We start from the raw sequence: 15,643 nt of genomic DNA on the forward strand, positions 1-15,643 counted from the left end.
GGTCAGGACCGACAATGCTAGTGGCCTGACCGCCAAATGACCATCCCAACCGCTTAGCGGAACGGCGGCTCGTCGAAGCTGCGCAGTTTGCGCGAGTGCAACGAGTTGAGTTCGGTGCGCAACAGGTCGACCGCCTCTATGCCGATCTTCAAGTGCTGGCTGACCGCACGCTCGTAGAACGCGTTGGCCGAACCCGGCAGCTTGATCTCGCTGTGCAAGGGTTTGTCGGATACGCATAACAAGGTGCCGTAAGGCACGCGCAAACGGTAACCCTGGGCGGCGATGGTGCCGCTTTCCATGTCCACGGCCACGGCGCGGGACAGGTTGATCAGCGGCCGTTCCTGAGCCCAGCGCAATTCCCAGTTACGGTCGTCATAGGTCAGCACGGTACCGGTGCGCAGGCGTTTTTTCAGCTCTTCGCCTTTTTCGCCAGTGACGTGGGCCGCCGCTTGCTGGAGCGCCAACTGCACCTCGGCCAGGGCCGGGATCGGGATGTTCGGCGGTACCACGCGGTCAAGAATCCCGTCACGGCGCATATAGGCGTGGGCCAGTACGTAGTCGCCGATGGTCTGGGATTGGCGCAAGCCGCCGCAGTGGCCGATCATCAGCCAGCAGTGCGGGCGCAACACGGCCAGGTGGTCGGTGATGTTCTTGGCGTTGGACGGGCCCACGCCGATGTTCACCAGGGTCACGCCGTGGCCGTCACTGGCTTGCAGGTGATACGCCGGCATCTGGTAGCGATGCCAGACCACGCCGGCGGCAATCGCCGAGGCTTCGCCGTGGTCCATGCTCTTGTCGATGACCACGTTGCCCGGCAGCACCATGCGGATAAAACGCGGGTCGCTGCGCAGTTGTTCCAGGCCGTGCAGGATGAACTGGTCAACGTAGCGGTGGTAGTTGGTCAGCAGGATCCACGGCTGTACATGGCGCCAATCGCTGCCGGTGTAATGCACCAGGCGGCGCAGGGAAAAGTCCACGCGCGCCGCGTCGAACAATGCCAGGGGCAGCGGGTCGGTGTTTTCCCAGTCGTAGAGGCCATCGGCAATGCCGTCGGTGGCGGCGGACAAGTCGGTACTGGGGAATACGCGGGCCAGGGTCGCGGCGGTCACGCCGGAGCCAGCCAGTTCGTCGCCCTGCTCCACCACGTACGGGTACGGAATGTTCTGCTGGCTGACGCCCACTTCCACCGTGACGGTGAAGTCGTGCATCAGCGGCACCAATTGCTCCAGCAGATACTTACGAAACGCGGCGGGGTGGGTCACGGTGACGCTGTAGGTACCCGGCAGTTGCACCTTGGCATATGCACGGGTGGTCTGTGGGACTTCGCCATGGCAGTGGTAGGTCAGGCGCAGTTCCGGGTAGCGAAACAGTGCGCGTTGTGCGGCGTCGGGCTCGACGCGGTCCTTGAGGTATTGCTTGAGGGCTTGATTGAGCGCGCCGGTGGCTTGCTCATGCAGAGCCGCCAGCCGGTCCACGGCTTCTTCGGCGGTTTTAACGACAACAAAAGCTTCGGTCACGGTAAGCATCCTGTGTTCTGGACTTGCAGGCCTTTATCTTGCCTGTATCCCGGCCTGACCGAAACAACCGGATTGGAATGCACCTTAAAATATGGGAGATGCCGGGGTTGAGCGCGCGACTATGGCTTCTACATCCACCCCACGCGGCAAGGTGCCATATACCCGCCCCGACGATTCGCCCAACCGGCTGGCGATAAACCCGTCGCTGACCGCCGCATTTCCTGCCTCCAGCAATAACTTGGCCTGCAACGCCACGGCAATATCCTCGGTCAACTGCCGCGCACGGTACTGAATGTCCTGGGTGTCCATAAACGCCGACTTCAACTGCTCGATATGCCGCGCCAGTTGCTTGTCACCATGGCCATCTCCCAACTCAACAAACAGCACCTCCAGCACGCCCGGCTCTTTGGACAACGCGCGGAGTACGTCCAGGCATTGCACATTGCCGGAGCCTTCCCATGTCGAGTTTACCGGCGCCTCACGGTAAAGACGCGGCAAGATGCTGTCTTCCACATACCCGGCGCCGCCCATGCATTCGGCGGCTTCGTTGATCATCGCGGGCGCTCGCTTGCAGATCCAATACTTGCCCACCGCCGTGACCAGCCGAGCGAACTTGGCTTCCTGCGCATCATCAAGATGATCCAGGGCGCGCCCCATGCGCAGGCTCAAGGCCAGGGCCGCTTCGCTCTCCAATGCCAGGTCGGCCAGGACGTTCTGCATCAGCGGCTGCTGGTTGAGCACGCGGCCACCGACCAGGCGGTGCGCGCAGTGATGGCTGGCCTGGGTCAGCGCCTGGCGCATCAAGGCGCTGGAGCCGACCATGCAGTCGAAGCGGGTCATGGCGACCATTTCGATGATGGTCGGCACACCCCGGCCTTCTTCACCGACCATCCAGGCCAGGGCGCCGCGAAACTCCACTTCGCTGGACGCGTTGGAGCAGTTGCCGAGTTTGTTCTTCAAGCGCTGGATATAGAACTCGTTGCGCGTGTCATCCGGGCGGTGCCGGGGCAGCAGGAAACAGGTCAGGCCCTTGTCGGTCTGGGCCAGGGTCAGGAAGCCATCGCACATCGGTGCCGAGCAGAACCACTTGTGGCCCACCAGTTCATAGGCCTGGCCGGGCCCACCCGCGCCCACCGGATAAGCGCGTGTGGTGTTGGCCCGCACGTCGGTGCCGCCCTGCTTCTCGGTCATGGCCATGCCGATGGTGGCACCAGCCTTGTGGGCAATGCCGACGTTGCGTGGGTCATATTGGGTCGAAAGGATTTTCGGCAACCAGTGATCTGCCAGGTCCGGTTGCAGGCGCAAGGCCGGAACGCAGGCGAAGGTCATGGTCAGCGGGCAACCGGTGCCGGCCTCGGCCTGGCTGTGCAGGTAGGTCATTGCCGCACGGGCCACATGGGCGCCGGCCTGCGGGTGAGCCCAGGGCAGCGACGGCAGGCCATGCTCAACGGCAGTGCGCATCAGTTCGTGATAAGCCGGATGAAACTCCACCAGGTCAATGCGATGACCATAACGGTCATGGCTGCTGAACACCGGTTTGTTCTGGTTGGCCAGGAACCCGGCTGCCATCAACGGCCCTCCGGCCAGCGCGCCGTAAGCATCGATACGCGATTCGGCCCAGCCGGCGCCAAAGCGACGCGACCATTGCTGCAGGGGCAAGTCGATGCGATACAGGTTGGTGCCGTCCAGGGACGGTGGCTGATTGGTGACGTCGTGGGTTTCGGCAAACTGATGCAGGTTCATGACGGGCCTCCTGGAAAAAGGCCACGTGAAAGAGGGGCCTTGAATTCAGTTAAGCACCGACCTCACGCTTAAAACAGTGGCATACCCGCCGAATGCCCGGCGCTTTCGCCCTCACTCAAGCGCAACACGCGACGCTCCAGCACCCCTTGCAGGGCTTCGAACCGCACCGGTTTAGCCAGGCGATCAGTCATGCCGATGCCATGGCAGCGTTCACGCTCTGGTCCATCACTTGAGCTACTCAAGGCGATCACCGGCAACTCACCACAGTCGGGCAGTGCACGAATCTGACAGCACAATGAGAAGCCGCCCTCAGGTACATCGAGCAGCACCGCATCGAAGCGATTGCCTTGTAATGCCGCGAGTGCCGCCGGGCCGTTATCTACGGTTTTCACCCGGTAGCCGAGTTTGAGCAACATGCCACGCACCGCCAACTGGCCGACGCTGTTGTCGTCCACCAGCAACACAGTGCAATCCTGGGGCGCACGCTGCCTGGGCTGCGCTTGCCCGCTCGGCTTGGGTTGCGCAGGCACCACGCTGACGTCCACCTCCAACTGAAAACGGCTGCCCTTGCGCGGCTCCGAATGATGGGTCAGGCGCCCACCCAACAGCTCGATCAACTGCCGGCAAATCGCCAAACCAATGCCCAGGCCGCCGTATTCGCGAGTCATCGAGCCATCAAGCTGGAAGAAGCGCTGGTACAGCGTGGCTTCATCGAGAAAGGCGAAGCCGATACCGGTGTCGGTCACAATAAAGCTCAGGTGCAATGCACCCTCCCCTTCGGGCACCCCGACCACGCGCAAGCGCACAGCGCCGAGTTGGGTAAATTTGAATGCGTTGTCCAGCAGGCAATCCAGGCATTGGAGCAGTTTGTCGGCATCGCCGATCACCCGGTCCGGCAACTCATCGGCAACATCAATGGAAAACGCCAGGCCCTTGCTCTGCGCGCTGGGGGTGAACTGCTGGCGCAAGGTGTCGAGCACACCGCGCAGGCTGAACGCTTGCGGCTGGGCCACCATCCGACCGGCCTGCAACTCGGTCAGGGTGAGGATACCGTTGACCATGCGCATCATGTCCCGCGCCGAGCCCGCGGCGGTTTGCTGGTACTGCGCCAGGTCCTCGCCCAACGGCACGGTCTGCATCAATTCCAGGGAACCAATCACCCCGTTCATCGGCGTGCGCAGTTCGTGGGTCAGGGTGGCGAGGAACTCGTCTTTGAGGCGATTACTGCGGGCCAGTTGCTGGTTGAGCGCTTCGAGCTTCTGACTGGCGTCGAGGAGGATTTGCGCCTGCTGTTCGCGCATACCGTTGATGCGGTCGGCCAGGGCCAGGGACAGCAGTGCCACTTCAATGGCCGAGCCGAGCTGGCTGGCGTACATGGTCAGGAACACGTTGGGCAGGTAGCCCAGCACCATCAGCGTATTGACCACTCCGCCCAGCAGGAACGCCGACCAGGCGATGATGAAGTAGCGCGCCATGCGCTGCCCGCAATACCAGGCCTTGATCGCGGCGACAAAGATGGTCACGGTGAACACCAGCGCCAGGCCGGTGGCCAGGCGCAGGGCCACGGCGTAGCTGGTCAACAGCGCCAGCGCCATTACCACGCCGCCGCAGGCTGCCAGCGCCAGCAGGATCCGGTCGATCCAGCGGCTGTGCTGCACGGTGTGCAGGAAGCTGCGAGCAAACAGGCTGCCGAACAATGCCGCCGATCCGATCAGGAACGGCACCGCCGCATTCGCCCACCACGGGTTGTTCGGCCAGAAGTACTGCACCGCGACGCCATTGACCGACAGCTGGTACAAGCCGAACGATGCAATATAGAGGATGTAATAGAGGTAGCTGGTGTCGCGCACGCTGAGGTAAATGAACAGGTTGTAGATCAGCATGCCCAGCAACACACCATAAATAGCCCCGAGCACATACAAGCGCAGCGGTTGTTCTTCCAGGTACGCCGTGCCCGCCCACAGGGTCAGTGGCGCCTGGATCGAGCCCTGGCTTTGCAAGCGCAGGTACAGGGTCTGCTGCTGATCGGGCGCAAAGTTGAGCTTGAACAGGTAATTGCTCTGGCTCACCTCACGGCTGGAAAACGGTAATGCACTGCCGGTGCGGGCGGTCAGGCGGTAGTGACCGGTGCCGTCGCTCTGATACAGGTCCAGGCGATTGAGCGGCGGATAAGCCAACTCCAGAAACCAGGTGCGCGGTGCACGGGGATCTGTTGCGCTGTAATGCAGGTTGACCTTGAGCCAGAACACCGAGCGCGAATAGCCGGCGTTGAGGGTGGCTTTGTCATGGGTCTTGAACTGGGCGGCGTAGGCGGGGGAACTGACATCGGCGATGGTGAGGGCATCGGTTGGGTCTTCGAGCACTTGCATGACCTGGCCCAGCGGCAGGCTTCGCGTGTCCTGGTTGAACTCGACGGCGCCGGCGAGCAAGGGTAGCCCGCACAATATAAAGATCAGCAAATAGCGCATAGAGCCCCAGCGTGGCCTGTCCGGTTATGTCAAAAGCCCCCCATCCTTTTGAGAAGACGTACACCGGCGATACAGTAAGTTGTTTGAATGCACTTTAGCATAGCCATTAGAGGCCATTGGACACCATTGAACTATTTTTTTGAAAGGCTCTACATCGCGGCCTTCAGAGGATTTTCATGCTGTTTCAATCGCCAGAAAAGCGCTGCTTCAGCGCTCACACTTCAACCATCGTCAGACGGCCACGCAAAAAGCGTTTGGTGGTAAGCTCGCGCACCATGAATATCTACAGCTCTCGCCCTGTTGTCCTCTGTCTCTCCGGCCACGATCCCAGTGGTGGCGCCGGCTTGCAGGCAGATATCGAAGCCCTGCTCGCCCAGGGCTGCCACGCGGCCCCGGCCGTCACAGCGTTGACCGTGCAGAACACCGTCAATGTCAGCGACTTCCGCGTGCTCGACCGTGAGTGGGTGATGGCCCAGGCCAATGCCGTGCTCGGCGACTGCGAAGTCGCGGCCGTCAAACTGGGCATGCTCGGTTCCACCGCCATGGTCGATACGGTGGTCGAACTGCTGCAGGCGCACCCGCATCTGCCGGTGGTCTGCGACCCGGTGCTGCGCGCCGGTGGCGGCGGTAGCCTGGGCAAGGACGAAGTCGGCTATGCGATGCGCGAGCGGCTGTTGCCCCTGTCGCTGATCGCCACGCCCAACCTGCCGGAAGCGCGCATCCTGGCCGAACTGCCAGACGGCACTGCCGATGAATGCGCCGAGAAACTGTTGCCGTACATCAAGCACCTGCTGATCACCGGCGGCCATGGCGACGAACACGAAGTGCACAACCGCCTGTACAGCCGCGACGGCACGCGCCATACCTTTACCTGCCAGCGCTTGCCTGGCAGCTATCACGGTTCGGGCTGCACCTTGGCCAGCACCCTGGCCGGGCGCATCGCCCAGGGCGAAGGTTTGGCCAACGCGGTGCAATCGGCCCTCAACTACACCTGGCGCACCCTGCGTGACGCCGAGCAACTGGGCCAGGGCCAGTTCGTGCCGCGCCGGCTGCCGCTGGATTTCTGCTCGTAACTTATCGCTTGTCACAGCAAGGGGCTTGCCCGATGAAACTACGTGGCCTTTATGCCATTACCGACAGCCAGCTCCTGGCCGGCAAGTTCCTCGCCTACGTCCAAGCGGCGCTGGACGGCGGCGTGACACTGTTGCAGTACCGCGACAAAAGCAGCGACGAGGCACGGCGCCTGCGTGAAGCCGAAAAGCTGCATGAACTGTGCTCGCGCTACAAGACTCAATTGATCATCAACGATGATGCCGAACTCGCCGCGCGCCTGGGCGTGGGCGTGCATCTGGGGCAGACCGATGGTCCGCTGACCCCGGCCCGTGCGCTGCTCGGTTCCAAGGCGATCATCGGTGCTACCTGCCACAGCCAGATCGAACTGGCCGAACAGGCCGCCAAGGAAGGCGCCAGCTATGTCGCCTTCGGCCGCTTCTTCAATTCCACCACCAAGCCCGGCGCACCTGCCGCCACCGTTGAAATGCTGGCCGAGGCCCGCACGCGCGTGCAGCTGCCGATCTGCGTGATCGGCGGCGTGACCCTGGACAACGCCGAACCGCTGGTGACCCACGGTGCCGACCTGCTGGCCGTGGTGCACGGTTTGTTCGGCGCCGACAGTACTCAGGAAGTCACGCGACGCGCCCGTGCTTTCAATGCCCTTCTTAAAATCTGATTTCAGAGAGACGTCCATCATGTCCCGTTCCGAAACCCTGTTTGCCAATGCCCAGAAACACATCCCCGGCGGTGTGAACTCCCCCGTGCGTGCGTTCAAGAGCGTGGGCGGCACGCCGTTGTTCTTCAAACATGCCGAAGGCGCCTACGTCACCGACGAAGATGACAAGCGCTACGTCGACTACGTAGGCTCCTGGGGCCCGATGATTCTCGGCCACAGCCACCCGGACGTACTCGACGCGGTGCGCCAGCAGCTGCAACACGGCTTGTCCTATGGCGCGCCGACCGCCATGGAAACCGAGATGGCCGACCTGGTTTGCTCTATCGTTCCGTCGATGGAAATGGTGCGCATGGTCAGCTCCGGTACCGAAGCCACCATGAGCGCGATCCGCCTGGCCCGTGGTTTCACCGGCCGCGACAACATCATCAAGTTCGAGGGTTGCTACCACGGCCACTCCGACAGCCTGTTGGTCAAGGCCGGCTCCGGCGCGCTGACCCAGGGCGTACCCAACTCTGCCGGTGTACCGGCGGCATTCGCCAAACACACCCTGACCCTGCCGTTCAACGACATCGCCGCCGTCGAGCAAATGCTCAGCGAAGTCGGCCAGGACGTGGCCTGCATCATCGTCGAACCGGTGGCCGGCAACATGAACTGCGTACCGCCAGCACCGGGTTTCCTCGAAGGCCTGCGCGAGCAGTGCGACAAGCACGGCGTGGTGCTGATCTTTGACGAAGTGATGACCGGTTTCCGCGTCGCCCTCGGCGGCGCCCAGGCACACTATGGCGTCACGCCGGACCTGAGCACCTTCGGCAAGATCATCGGTGGCGGTATGCCAGTAGGCTGCTTCGGCGGCAAGCGCGAAATCATGCAGCACATCGCCCCGCTGGGCCCGGTCTACCAGGCTGGCACCCTGTCGGGTAACCCGCTGGCAATGGCCGCTGGCCTGACCACCCTGCGCCTGATCAGCCGCCCGGGCTTCCACGCCGAGCTGACCGACTACACCACCCGCCTGCTTGATGGCCTGCAACAGCGCGCCGACGCCGCCGGTATCCCGTTTGTCACCACCCAGGCCGGTGGCATGTTCGGCCTGTACTTCAGCGGCGCCGACGACATCGTCACCTTTGATGACGTGATGGGCAGCGATGCCGACCTGTTCAAGCGCTTCTTCCACCTGATGCTTGAAGGCGGCGTGTACCTGGCGCCGAGCGCCTTCGAAGCCGGCTTCACCTCGATCGCCCATGGCGAAGCCGAGCTGAAACTGACCCTGGATGCTGCCGAACGCGCCTTTGCCGCCCTGAAATAAGTGACCCTCGTTCTGACGTTGCCCCCCAGGCAGCGTCAGATTTGCTACTTTGCTTACAGAAATTTCCTGGTTTTTTCGAGAATTGCCCTGCAATCCGGCAGATAACTTGCCCAAGCAGCAGAAAAACGAGTAAAGACTTTGTAAGCAGAGGCCTGCTTATTTCATAATGCGCGCTTATTGGACTCCCCGAGGGTCCGCGCGCCCCGTCAGAGGTAAGTCGATTCCCATGAAACGCACCGGCCGCACCCTGGTTCTGGGCTGCCTGTTGCTCCTTCAGCCGCTGCTGGCACATGCCCAGGCAGGCGGCAACTCGTTGTTAATCCCAGCGATGGGTCGTTGCACCCTCAATACCCAGCCAGACAGCCAGGCCGAAGCCCTGAGCGCGTGCCAGAAACAGGCTGATGAAGGGGATGCGCAAGCGCAATACGAGTTGGGCGAGTTCTACCACGACAGCAAGAACCCGGCCGTCGACCTCAACAAAGCGTTGAGCTACTTCGAAAAGGCTTCGCTGCAAGGCCATGCCCAGGCGCAATTCCAGCTCGGCAATATGTTCTTCAAGGGCGAAGGCGTACCGGCCAATAACGTGCAGGCCTACATCGTGCTGAAAATGGCTGCGGTCAACGGTGCTGAAGACGCGCTGGACACCGCCGATGAGGTCGCCGAGCACATGCAGCGCGATGAACTGGAAGTGGCGACCCAGGTACTGGGGCAGATTTTCCGTAATTACCTGCAGGAATTGCAGAGCGCCGATGGGCGCTCGCCCTTCTCCCCCCTGCCCTGATCACGGCGATAACAGGTCGCCCTGTCGATACGCCGTGGGCCCCGCTACATGGGCAATCGTCATACCGGCGCTTGCCATTCGGCGTACTGATCGCACATACAACAGCCCTTCATGCTCACACGCTACCTCAATCACTCGGTCCGTGATCGGGTCGATGACTTGCGCCACGATCTGTCCTGCTTCGAGGTAGTCCCCCACCTGCGCGCAAAAGACCATCAAGCCTCCCACCGGGCTCACCACCGGCTCGACCCCCGCCAAGGGTGTTGGCGGGCTCAATAACGCCGGCAGTGGCGGCGCTTGCCCCTCAATGCCTCCCTGCAACGTCAGATAGTTGATCAACGCCTGACAATCCTGCCGCGCCAGCCCGTGGTCCACATCGGCCACGCCGCGCAACTCCACGGTCACGGCAAAACCCGGCGCCGAAAAGGCCCCCGGAAAACGCGCCTGCATCCGTGCCCAGAACAAGGTGTAGCAATCGTCGAACGAATGCCCGCCCGCGTCCGGGCTCATAAAGCAGGCCCGAGCGCCCAGGTACCGCGCCAGCGGCTCAACCTGGGGCCAGGCATCGGGCGCCAGGTACAGGTGCTGCACTGCCTCGAAATCACAATGCAGGTCCAGCACCCTGTCGGCGTCACAGGCCAGCGTTTGCAGGACCAAACGCAGAGAGTGCAGCTGGGTCGCCGGTATCTGCCCGACAAGGCTTCGCCGCAGGGCCGCACGGATCAGATGCAGGTTATGCGCAGGATCATCGGTCAGAACATCCTGTACCTGGTCGCCGACCTGCTCGCTGACGTCAACGAAGAAGCGGTTGAAGTTCTCTCGACTGTCGTTATCGAAACGCCCCTGCGGTACGTCCATCAGCACCTGCTCCAACCCCAGCGGATTGGCCACCGGCACCAGCACCACCTGCCAACGCAACGCCCCTGCAGCCTCCAGTTCCGCCAGCCGCTGTTTCAGATGCCACAACACCAGCATCCCCGGCAGCTCATCGGCGTGCAGGGACGCCTGGATGTAAACCTTGCTCGGCGCATTGGCCGGACCGTAATGAAAACTATGAATATGCCGCGTGGTACCTGGCACAGCCGTTAACAGTTCATGCCTGTGAGCCTGCATATTGCCCCCTATCGACTCGAATCAAGAAAGCTCAGCCAACGTCGTTCAGCCAGATGGAACAAGCCGACCAACGTGAACGTAATGCATAAGTAAAGCGCCGCGGCCAGGCCAAAGGATTGGAAGGTGAGGAAGGTTGCAGCGTTGGCATCCCGTGCGACTTTCAGGATATCCGGCACCGTTGCCGTGAACGCCAGGGTGGTGGAATGCAACATGAAGATCACTTCATTGCTGTAATAGGGCAACGACCGGCGCAGGGCCGAGGGCATGATCAAGTGCACGTACAACTTCCAGCCGTCGAAGCCCAGGGAACGAGCAGCCTCGATTTCACCGCGTGGCATTGCCCGAATTGCGCCCGCCAGTATTTCCGTGGTGTAGGCCGCGGTATTGAGGGCAAACGCCAGAAGCGTGCAATTGAGCGCTTCGCGAAAAAAGGCATCCAGCAACGGTTGCTCGCGAACAGCGCCAATGCTGTAGATGCCGGTGTAGAAGATCAGCAACTGGATATACAACGGTGTGCCGCGAAACACGTAGGTAAAGCTTTGCACCGGCCAGCGCAGCCAGCGTCGGCCGGACGTCCTGGCGATGGACAGTGGCAACGCCAACAGCAGGCCCAGGCACAAAGAGGCGCTGGTCAGCCACAAGGTCATGGCCAGACCGGTGATTTGTTGACCGTCGGAATAGATAAACGGCCGCCAATACTCCTGGATAAGCTCGATCATGATGATGATCCCTGCACACCTTCACCATACCGACGCTCCAGCCAGCGCAACGCTGCGTTTGAAACACTGCTGAGCAACAGGTAGACCAGCGCCGCCAGCAGCAGAAAAGCCAGTAATTGCTGACTGCTCTTGCCCGCCATCTGCGCCACTTTCACCAGGTCTGCCAGGCCGATGATCGACACCAGCGCCGTAGCCTTGAGCAAGACCATCCAGTTATTGCCCAGACCCGGCAGGGCGAATCGCATCATCTGCGGGAATATCACATGCAAAAAGCTCTGCCTGAAGCTCAGGCCAAGGGCCTTGGCAGCCTGGAACTGCCCTCGGGGCACAGCCAGCAACGCACCGCGAAAGGTTTCGGTGAAATAAGCGCCGTAGATAAACCCCAGAGTGATCACGCCGGCGCTGAAAGGGTCGATATCGATGTAGGCCCAGCCCAACTCGCTGGTCAGACGACTCAGGCCTGTCTGCAACCCGTAGAAAATCAACAGCATTAACAGCAGGTCCGGTACCCCGCGAATCAAGGTGGTATACACCTGCGCGCACAGGCGCCATGCCCTCACCCTGGACAGCTTGGCACCTGCCCCCAGCAGGCCCAGGATCAGCCCCAGCAGCAATGACAACAGTGCCAGTTGCAGGGTGACCCAGACCCCGTGCAGTAACATCGGCAAAAAACCGCCCAGGGACGCGGCGAATTGAGTGAAGGCAGGTAGCATGATCGTGTCCTCGCTGGCCGTTGAGGGCGGTTATTGGCCGCTGAACATGTTCACACCGGGGAAGTACTGCTCTTGCAGGCGAGCGTAGGTGCCATCGGCGTGCAAGGCAGCCAGCCCCTTATCCAACAGCGCTTTCAACGTGTGGTTGCCCTTGGCGACGCCGATGCCGCTTTTGGACGGCATCAACTCGCTGTCAATCAGCGGCCCCAGTACAAACCCGACGCCTTGGGGTGAACGCAAAAATCCGCTCTGTGCTTGCTGAGCATCCTGCAGCGATGCCTGCAAACGCCCTGTCAGCAGGTCCGCGTACACTTGCTCCTGATCGGCATAAGCCACCACCTTCATACCCTGCCCAGCGAGCACTTGCCGGGCATAAACTTCCTGAGTACTGCCCTGCAAATAGCCGACGGCCATGCCTGTGGAAAGCTCAGTGCCTGGGCGCATCACCATGGCGGTGGGGCTGGAAAACACCTCCGAGGAAAAGTCGATGACCTTTTGCCGAGCGGCAGTGATGGTCATTGAAGCGAGGATGGCGTCGATCTTGCCGGCGTTGAGGCTGGGAATCATGCCGTCAAAGTCACTCTCGATCCATTGGCAGCGAACATTCAAACGTGCACAAATTGCATTGCCGATATCTATTTCAAAACCGGTCAAAGTCCCCGTGCTGTCTTTATAAGCAAAGGGCGCATAGTTGGGATCGGCAGCGAAACGGATCACGTTGTAATCGTTGGCAAACAACGATGTATTAATCAGGAGCGCGGTGAATAACATCAGGAGTATTTTTTTCATTATTGTATTCCTCGTTATTGATTGAACAGTTGGACTGACTACACCTCTATAAATGGAATTTCTCTGCGCACTACCAGCGAGCCCTCCGGCGCATCGAACTCACGCGCGATGCGATGCCCTGAATACACCGCCGCCGCAATGGTGCCGGGCGCCACACAGTCGCCGATCAGCGTGAGCGTTCGGATGCCTGCCGCCTGTAACTGTTCGGGTGAGTGGTTCAAGGCCTGATACAGCGCCTGCTCAGGCTCCCGGGAAGTGACCAGCAGCAAGGCTGCAGCTGGGATCAACCGCGTACGTTCGGTGTAGATGCAGCCCGCTACCACGCCCTCTTGCTTAACGCTGACCAGCGTATGGGACGGCACGATCGTGACATTCAACTGCATCAGACGACGCTGAATGCGATGCTGCTCAAGGGTGTTATGGGTCCAGGCCGCCACGTCCGCCGCGGGGGTGACGAATATCACCTCCACGCCACGCGCCACCAGATGTTCGGCCAGCACGCTGCCCATGTAATAGTGATCGTCATCGAACAGCAGCACCGGCGAAGCGGGCAACGCCCCTGCCATCAGGTCATCAGGCGTCAGCACGGGCAGGCTGTCCAGGCCCGATAAGGATCGGCGCAAGGCGCGTCCCAAGCCATCACGTCGCCAGTGGGAACCCGTAGCAATGAACACATGTTCAGCGGCTAAATCCAGCACGTCCTGAGCCTGCAAGTGGCTTTCCCGATAGATCTCCACCGACGGCATACGGCTCAACGCATCCAGTCGATAGTCAATCACCCGCGCCCAACTCGCCAGCCCCGGCAGCCGGGCTTCCAGCGCTACACGTCCGCCCAGGGTGCGCAGGCTATCGACCAGGGCCACTTCCATCCCTCGCGCACCCAGGATCCGTGAACACTCAAGCCCGGATGGCCCGGCGCCGACCACCAGCGCCCGGCCGGGTTGCTGCGTATGGTTGACCGACTCGGGATGCCAGCCACGTCGCCATTCCTCACCCATGGTCGGGTTCTGTGTACAGCGCAGGGGCGTGCTGGTGTGATCGCCAATGACGCATACATTGCAGCCGATACACTCGCGAATTTCCTCGGCGCGCCCCTCTTCAATCTTCTTGGGCAAGAACGGATCGGCAATCGAAGGGCGGGCCGCGCCGATCAGGTCCAGCACGCCACGACGAACCAAAGACACCATGGTGTCTGGCGAAGTGAAGCGGCCGACGCCCACCACGGGCTTGCTGGTCAGCGCCTTGAGCCCCAGCAGGAATGTCTCCTGGTAACCCTCCCCGGCAAAGCGCGCCGTCACGCTGTCATTGGACCAATCGGCGACATTGACGTCCCACAAGTCCGGCAGGTCCGCCAGCATCGAGAAGGTTTCGGCACCTTCGCCCTCGCGACTCAGGCCGTCGGCCATTTGTTCGTCCACCGCCAGGCGGACCGCTACGGCACACCGATCGCCCACTGCGTCGCGAGTGTCTTCAATCAACTCGCGCAACAGGCGCACACGGTTTTTCAGCGTACCGCCGTATTCGTCGGTACGCCGGTTATTGCGTGGCGTGAGGAAATGGAACGGTACGCTCAGGTCGTGGCCGGCGTACACATAGATGATGTCGAAACCCGCCTCCCGGGCGCGCAATGCGGCGGCTCGATGCAGGGCGCGCAATTGCCGGATATCGGCATGGCTCATGGCCCGGGCCTGCACCGGGTCGTAACTGCGCACCGGGGTATTGGAAGGCGCCCAGGGAATTTCGCGACTGTAGCGGTTGGGCGCCGAGTAACCGTTGAATGCCAGCTCTACCCCAGCTAACGACCCGTGCTGGTGTACCGCCTCACACATGCGGGCCAATGCAGGGATGTCGCGCTCATCCCACAAACGCGCCTCTATATAAGGGGAGAACTCGCTCAGCGGGCTGATTTCGCACTCTTCAGTGCACACCACACCCCAGCCGCCCTCGGCTTTCACTGCGCGCATCCGGGCCATGGCCGAGGGATGTACATGGCCCATGCCATTACAGTGGGGAACTTGATAAAAGCGATTGCGAGTACGGACCGGGCCTATTTGTACCGGCTCAAACAGAATGTCATAGCGAGGATCGCGCACAGGGCTACTCCCGAACAAGTCAGTTCGTTAATGACGGCGTGATGGAACTTGGCGCTAATGAGTGGCGTGATTAAACGCAGTTGAACGGGGGAAACTTCGAGGTTTTCTTATTATTGGTATATTCATGATGCCCTCTCTGAATAAACAAAATTTGCTATCTTTCAAACAAAATGTCCATCCACTGAGAGACAGTTTCGGAAACGCCCTACAAATTAATTGCAGATCACTTCTCAGGCATCGGCATCGGAAACGGCATCACATTGCTCGTGCCCCGTGCTTCGCTGATCTTCGGCGTACCCAGGCGTTCGACCTCATCGATGCGCACAATCGAATGCATCGGCACAAAGCTGCGCACCACGCCTTCGAACTGGGCCTTGAGCTTTTCTTCGCCCGGATCGACGACCAACTGGGTGCGCTCGCCAAAGACGAACTCTTCCACTTCCAGGAAGCCCCACAGATCACTTTGATAGATCTGCTTGGCGTACATTTCGAACACCTGGCCCTGGTTGAGGAAAATCACCTTGTAGATTGGAGCTTCACGTTTGGTCATGGTGGGCGGGGAACACATGGGGATATAAAAGAGGGCGCGAACTATAGCATGGCACCCGATGCACAGCGCTAGGAACCGATGGGCATGACCCCTATAATGCGCGGTTCTTTACCACCAGTTGACGA

Annotated in this window: 13 protein-coding genes; 4 read left to right on the forward strand and 9 right to left on the reverse strand. The window is 61.0% G+C overall.

Features of this window, described 5'->3' with window-relative positions; genetic code table 11:
• Positions 1-53: 53 nt before the first annotated feature.
• The 3 genes from amn to PSEBG33_RS03675 form a co-directional block, all read right to left on the reverse strand.
• A complete protein-coding gene (gene amn, locus PSEBG33_RS03685; protein ID WP_164699529.1) occupies positions 54-1,526 on the reverse strand; it encodes an AMP nucleosidase in 1,473 nt (490 codons plus the stop codon).
• A gap of 75 nt (positions 1,527-1,601) precedes the next feature.
• Positions 1,602-3,260 (reverse strand): acyl-CoA dehydrogenase family protein, encoded by a 1,659-nt coding sequence (locus PSEBG33_RS03680; protein WP_005791696.1) that lies wholly within the window; start codon positions 3,258-3,260, stop codon positions 1,602-1,604.
• Positions 3,261-3,328: 68 nt separating this feature from the next.
• Positions 3,329-5,728: a hybrid sensor histidine kinase/response regulator gene (locus tag PSEBG33_RS03675; protein ID WP_005791698.1), complete on the reverse strand. Its 2,400-nt coding sequence runs from the start codon at positions 5,726-5,728 to the stop codon at positions 3,329-3,331.
• 275 nt (positions 5,729-6,003) lie between these two features.
• On the opposite strand from PSEBG33_RS03675, the gene PSEBG33_RS03670 reads away from it, so the two are divergent.
• From PSEBG33_RS03670 to PSEBG33_RS03655, 4 genes are all read left to right on the forward strand, one after another.
• On the forward strand, positions 6,004-6,801 hold the full coding sequence (locus PSEBG33_RS03670) for a hydroxymethylpyrimidine/phosphomethylpyrimidine kinase (RefSeq protein WP_005791700.1): 798 nt from the start codon (positions 6,004-6,006) through the stop codon (positions 6,799-6,801).
• Positions 6,802-6,833: 32 nt separating this feature from the next.
• Positions 6,834-7,457: a thiamine phosphate synthase gene (gene thiE, locus PSEBG33_RS03665; RefSeq protein WP_005791702.1), complete on the forward strand. Its 624-nt coding sequence runs from the start codon at positions 6,834-6,836 to the stop codon at positions 7,455-7,457.
• Between the two features lie 19 nt (positions 7,458-7,476).
• On the forward strand, positions 7,477-8,760 hold the full coding sequence (hemL, locus tag PSEBG33_RS03660) for a glutamate-1-semialdehyde 2,1-aminomutase (protein ID WP_005791703.1): 1,284 nt from the start codon (positions 7,477-7,479) through the stop codon (positions 8,758-8,760).
• A gap of 226 nt (positions 8,761-8,986) precedes the next feature.
• Positions 8,987-9,541 carry a tetratricopeptide repeat protein gene (locus PSEBG33_RS03655; protein ID WP_005791705.1) on the forward strand — a complete coding sequence of 185 codons (555 nt, stop codon included), beginning with the start codon at positions 8,987-8,989 and terminating at the stop codon, positions 9,539-9,541.
• Here PSEBG33_RS03655 and PSEBG33_RS03650 read toward each other — a convergent pair whose 3' ends face one another.
• The 6 genes from PSEBG33_RS03650 to PSEBG33_RS03625 form a co-directional block, all read right to left on the reverse strand.
• Entirely contained in the window at positions 9,542-10,654 is a 1,113-nt protein-coding gene (locus PSEBG33_RS03650; protein WP_005791707.1) for a succinylglutamate desuccinylase/aspartoacylase family protein, read from the reverse strand.
• Between the two features lie 8 nt (positions 10,655-10,662).
• Positions 10,663-11,373: an ABC transporter permease gene (locus PSEBG33_RS03645; protein ID WP_005791709.1), complete on the reverse strand. Its 711-nt coding sequence runs from the start codon at positions 11,371-11,373 to the stop codon at positions 10,663-10,665.
• A complete protein-coding gene (locus PSEBG33_RS03640) occupies positions 11,370-12,086 on the reverse strand; it encodes an ABC transporter permease (RefSeq protein ID WP_005791712.1) in 717 nt (238 codons plus the stop codon). Before PSEBG33_RS03640 ends, PSEBG33_RS03645 begins: the two co-directional genes overlap by 4 nt.
• Positions 12,087-12,116: 30 nt before the next feature.
• Complete coding sequence (locus PSEBG33_RS03635; protein ID WP_032803725.1) at positions 12,117-12,875, reverse strand: transporter substrate-binding domain-containing protein; 759 nt, start codon at positions 12,873-12,875, stop codon at positions 12,117-12,119.
• A gap of 38 nt (positions 12,876-12,913) precedes the next feature.
• On the reverse strand, positions 12,914-14,968 hold the full coding sequence (locus PSEBG33_RS03630; RefSeq protein WP_005791716.1) for an NAD(P)-binding protein: 2,055 nt from the start codon (positions 14,966-14,968) through the stop codon (positions 12,914-12,916).
• Positions 14,969-15,191: 223 nt separating this feature from the next.
• Positions 15,192-15,518 (reverse strand): DUF1820 family protein, encoded by a 327-nt coding sequence (locus PSEBG33_RS03625; protein ID WP_003194436.1) that lies wholly within the window; start codon positions 15,516-15,518, stop codon positions 15,192-15,194.
• Positions 15,519-15,643: the final 125 nt, after the last annotated feature.

The sequence above is a fragment of the Pseudomonas synxantha BG33R genome (assembly GCF_000263715.2).
Lineage (GTDB): Bacteria > Pseudomonadota > Gammaproteobacteria > Pseudomonadales > Pseudomonadaceae > Aquipseudomonas > Aquipseudomonas synxantha_A.

What these genes read in the sequence shown, in the direction of transcription:
- amn (WP_164699529.1), bottom strand. Translation starts at nt 1,526, where the DNA reads ATGCTTACCGTGACCGAAGCTTTTGTTGTCGTTAAAACCGCCGAAGAA.
- PSEBG33_RS03680 (WP_005791696.1), bottom strand. Translation starts at nt 3,260, where the DNA reads ATGAACCTGCATCAGTTTGCCGAAACCCACGACGTCACCAATCAGCCA.
- PSEBG33_RS03675 (WP_005791698.1), bottom strand. Translation starts at nt 5,728, where the DNA reads ATGCGCTATTTGCTGATCTTTATATTGTGCGGGCTACCCTTGCTCGCC.
- PSEBG33_RS03670 (WP_005791700.1), top strand. Translation starts at nt 6,004, where the DNA reads ATGAATATCTACAGCTCTCGCCCTGTTGTCCTCTGTCTCTCCGGCCAC.
- thiE (WP_005791702.1), top strand. Translation starts at nt 6,834, where the DNA reads ATGAAACTACGTGGCCTTTATGCCATTACCGACAGCCAGCTCCTGGCC.
- hemL (WP_005791703.1), top strand. Translation starts at nt 7,477, where the DNA reads ATGTCCCGTTCCGAAACCCTGTTTGCCAATGCCCAGAAACACATCCCC.
- PSEBG33_RS03655 (WP_005791705.1), top strand. Translation starts at nt 8,987, where the DNA reads ATGAAACGCACCGGCCGCACCCTGGTTCTGGGCTGCCTGTTGCTCCTT.
- PSEBG33_RS03650 (WP_005791707.1), bottom strand. Translation starts at nt 10,654, where the DNA reads ATGCAGGCTCACAGGCATGAACTGTTAACGGCTGTGCCAGGTACCACG.
- PSEBG33_RS03645 (WP_005791709.1), bottom strand. Translation starts at nt 11,373, where the DNA reads ATGATCGAGCTTATCCAGGAGTATTGGCGGCCGTTTATCTATTCCGAC.
- PSEBG33_RS03640 (WP_005791712.1), bottom strand. Translation starts at nt 12,086, where the DNA reads ATGCTACCTGCCTTCACTCAATTCGCCGCGTCCCTGGGCGGTTTTTTG.
- PSEBG33_RS03635 (WP_032803725.1), bottom strand. Translation starts at nt 12,875, where the DNA reads ATGAAAAAAATACTCCTGATGTTATTCACCGCGCTCCTGATTAATACA.
- PSEBG33_RS03625 (WP_003194436.1), bottom strand. Translation starts at nt 15,518, where the DNA reads ATGACCAAACGTGAAGCTCCAATCTACAAGGTGATTTTCCTCAACCAG.